This window comes from Methyloceanibacter marginalis (genome assembly GCF_001723295.1).
Lineage (GTDB): Bacteria > Pseudomonadota > Alphaproteobacteria > Rhizobiales > Methyloligellaceae > Methyloceanibacter > Methyloceanibacter marginalis.
Map to the genome: position 1 here is coordinate 1 of NZ_LPWD01000055.1, position 3,090 is coordinate 3,090.

5 protein-coding genes are annotated in these 3,090 nt (G+C 64.0%); 2 read left to right on the forward strand and 3 right to left on the reverse strand.

Annotated elements, in window-relative coordinates:
• The first annotated feature begins 400 nt into the window (after positions 1-400).
• Together AUC71_RS21745 and AUC71_RS02800 are read left to right on the forward strand one after the other, a co-directional pair.
• Positions 401-658, forward strand: a complete 258-nt coding sequence (locus tag AUC71_RS21745; protein ID WP_083238020.1) for a TetR family transcriptional regulator — start codon at positions 401-403, stop codon at positions 656-658.
• Entirely contained in the window at positions 598-1,050 is a 453-nt protein-coding gene (locus AUC71_RS02800) for a CerR family C-terminal domain-containing protein (RefSeq protein ID WP_141701398.1), read from the forward strand. The genes AUC71_RS21745 and AUC71_RS02800 overlap by 61 nt, the downstream gene beginning before the upstream one ends.
• 67 nt (positions 1,051-1,117) lie before the next feature.
• On the opposite strand, the gene AUC71_RS21750 is transcribed toward AUC71_RS02800, so the two are convergent.
• The 3 genes from AUC71_RS21750 to AUC71_RS17285 form a co-directional block, all read right to left on the reverse strand.
• The gene (locus AUC71_RS21750) at positions 1,118-1,711 is read right to left on the reverse strand and encodes a TonB-dependent receptor domain-containing protein (protein WP_280139264.1); all 594 of its coding nucleotides are present in this window, start codon (positions 1,709-1,711) and stop codon (positions 1,118-1,120) included.
• A 7-nt stretch (positions 1,712-1,718) separates the two neighbouring features.
• Positions 1,719-2,261, reverse strand: coding sequence for a TonB-dependent receptor (locus AUC71_RS21755; protein WP_069623054.1), 543 nt, complete (start codon positions 2,259-2,261; stop codon positions 1,719-1,721).
• On the reverse strand, positions 2,234-3,090 hold an 857-nt coding region (locus AUC71_RS17285; RefSeq protein WP_244500768.1), incomplete at its 5' end, for a TonB-dependent receptor plug domain-containing protein. The genes AUC71_RS17285 and AUC71_RS21755, both read right to left, overlap by 28 nt.

Below are 3,090 nucleotides of genomic sequence, written 5' to 3' on the forward strand. Positions count from 1 at the left end.
TGCCATTTGGGACCCGGGCCGCGCATATAGTGCTGCTCGGGCCGGTACGGATCGAACAGCGCCTTGCTCAGCGCATCCCAGACCGCGGAGCCCCTAGCGGGCGGCTCGGCGGCGCTTTTGAACATGTCCCTCGTTTTTGCCATTTCGGTTGACCCCGTGACGAACGCACTGTTACAAAGTGTTTCAAACGACCATTTGAAATTCAAACACTCGTTTATGACTAAAGAGTGACTGACACAGGCTCTCGTGGGAAAATTCGCGGCGGTCCGGTGGCGTTGCGCGCCGGCGCCATAGTCGGGGATCTGCCCGGTTTGCAATCCGCTCAGGCTCCGCGTATGGTTGAATTCAAACGGTTGTTTGAATCTCTCCGCCCCCAAACCCGCCCCAAAGCGCCCGCCAAGTGCCCCCCGCTCATGACCAGCCGCACCATGACCCGCCCCGCCGAATACACCCGCCACAGCATCCTGAGGCCGCCGTCGCGCTGTTCGCCGAGCGGGGCTATGACGGCACCAGCGTGCGGGCGATCGTCACCAAGGCGCGCGTCAACCAGGCGGCCATCAACTATCACTTCAAGGGCAAGGAAGGCTCTACCTCGAAGTGCTCAAGGTCGCGTTCGAGGGCTATTTGCGGCTCGACAATTTCGGCCCCGAGAGGCTGAAGGACATGCCGCGCGAGGAGGCCTTGCGCAGCTTCCTGCGTCAGCAATTGCAGCCCCTTCTCGCCAGCAAGGAGATGAACCACTACATCCGCATCTTCGCGTGGGAGAATGTCCGCCCCAGCAAGGCGCTCAGCAGTTTCGTGAAGACGAGCGCGATGCCGTTTCTCGACAGCGCCACGGACCTCGTGCGGCGCTTTCTGCCGCCGGGCGCGTCGGGTGAGGACGCCATGTGCGCGGCCATCTCGCTGATGGGCCAGTGCAGCATCTTCGTGCTTAACCGCGAGCAGTTCGCGCAGCCGCCGTTCGATCTCAAGATCGACGAGGCCTTTGTCGAGCGGCTGGCGGATTTTCTCAGCGCGCTGACGCTGCAGGGCTTTGCGCAACAGGCGTGATGGCGAGCGTCGAGCAGGCGGCAAGGTCTATGTGGCGGAAGACAAACACGGTACCCGACCGTGCAGCCTAAAACCGCAGGCTTCCAAACAGGCGGACATTCGCACCTGATTCTAAGACGCCCTCGCGCCGCTTGAAGGAGGCGGAGTTCAGCACCTGCTCGTCGAGGAGGTTGTCGCCCTTCAGGCCGATCAGCATGGTCGGGGCAAATCCCGATGGCCCTGGTTGCGTCTTCACCACGTAAGCCAGCTCGGCGTTGAGCAGCGTATAGCCGGGCGTGGTCAGCTCGTCCGGCGCCACCTGGGTCTGCTCGAAGGCGTGGAGCAGGCCGACGCGCGCGAACCACGTGCTGTCGCGGTAATAGACGCCGCCGCCGAGACGGTGCGGCGGCATGCGCGGCACATATTCGCCGTTGTCGAACTTGGCGTGAACGAAGTCGTATTGCCCGTCAAAGCCCCAGGTGCCGCGCCACACCGATCCCACGTCGTATTCACCGAGCAGCTCCACGCCGTAGAACGTCGCGTTGCGCTGCTCGAACAGCACCTGGTCGAAGCCGTGGCCGTGACCGTGCTCCTCTTCCTCCTCGTGCTCCTCTTCGTGGCCCTCCGCCTCGCACGAATCCAGATCGCTGCCACAGGTGAGCCCGGTGAGCTGCCGGTAGATGAAGCCGTCATAGTTCGTGTAGTAGCCGTTGGCGTCGTAGCGGAACCGGCGCCGGCCGCTTCAGGCCCACTTCCAGCGTTTGGGCCTTCTCCTCGTCGAGAAACGGATTGCCGATCTCGAAAGTGTTGCTGGCGTGATGCGCGCCTTTGGAGAAAAGCTCCGCCGCGGCCGGCGCACGCTCGACCGCCTGTCCGTTCAGCCGGAACACCGTGTTGTTGCCGAAGTCGTAGAGCGCGCCCAGCCCGCCGCTCACCGGCACGAAGGTCCGCGTGCCCGTGAAGAAGACCGGATCCTCCGGATCGGCGATGCTGGCATAGCCGGTCCCGTCGACGCTGGCGCTCTCGACCCGCAACGCGGTTTGGAAGCTCAGCCGATCGGAGGCTTCGAGCTCCTCGAACCAGAACCCGGCGAAGCTCTCCGTCTCCGCAGGCTCGAGAAGCGAGTCCCCTTCGAAGCTCAAGCCTGCCGTGTCGGCGTGGTCCCAATGAAAGCCGACCGCACCGCTCAAGGGGCCGAAGCGGCTCATGACCGGCAGATGCTGGATCTCCATCCGAGCTTCCTGCTCCTTGTTGGTGAAGACGGAGCCGACCTCGAAGCCTGTGGCGAACGCATCGTCGTGGCCGTGCTCTTCGTGCTCGTGCTCGTCGTGATCGTCGTCGTGCCCGTGCTCGTCGTGCTCCTCCTCCTCCTCCTCGTGCTCGTCGTGACCGCCGGCATGTCTTTCCAGCTCGTCGTGCTTGTAATCGGAGGCGCCAAACCAGAAACGTACCGCGGCGATGCCGGACGTTTCCGGACGCCACTCACCTTTGGCGACGACCTTGTCCTGCTCGAGATCGATTCTCGGCAGGAAGCCTTCCGCCGCCTCCTCGCCCGGAATGCCATAAAAACTCTCGAGCGCGTGAAGGACACGCCGATGAAGCCGTCCGACCAGACGTGGGAGATACCCGCCGAGCCGCCTTTGCTGCTGACGAAGCTGTTCAGCTCCTCGCCGAGCGGCGTGTCGTAGTCGTTCACGTCGCGAATGAAGCCGTCCGCATGAAGCACGATACCGTCCGCGCCGCCGGTCACGCTGAAGGCCCCGTCACCGCCGTCGTCGACCGTATTGCCGCCGCCCTTGATCATACCCGAGAAGCCGCGCTCCGGCAGATAGGTCGGCACGCGCTGGTTCTCGACTGAGACGACGCCGCCGATCGCCTGTGAGCCGTAACGCAAGGTGGAGGGGCCGCGCACCACCTCGATCTTGTCGGCGTCCGACGGATCGATCGGAATGGCGTGATCCTCGGAGATCGCCGAGACGTCGTGGGTGCCGATGCCGTTCTCCTGGATGCGGATGCGGTAGCTGTCGAGGCGCGGATGATCGGGCGATTGGCGCCGGGGGC

Coding starts and splice junctions, on each gene's coding strand:
- AUC71_RS21755 (WP_069623054.1), bottom strand. CDS start 2,261: ATGGAGATCCAGCATCTGCCGGTCATGAGCCGCTTCGGCCCCTTGAGC.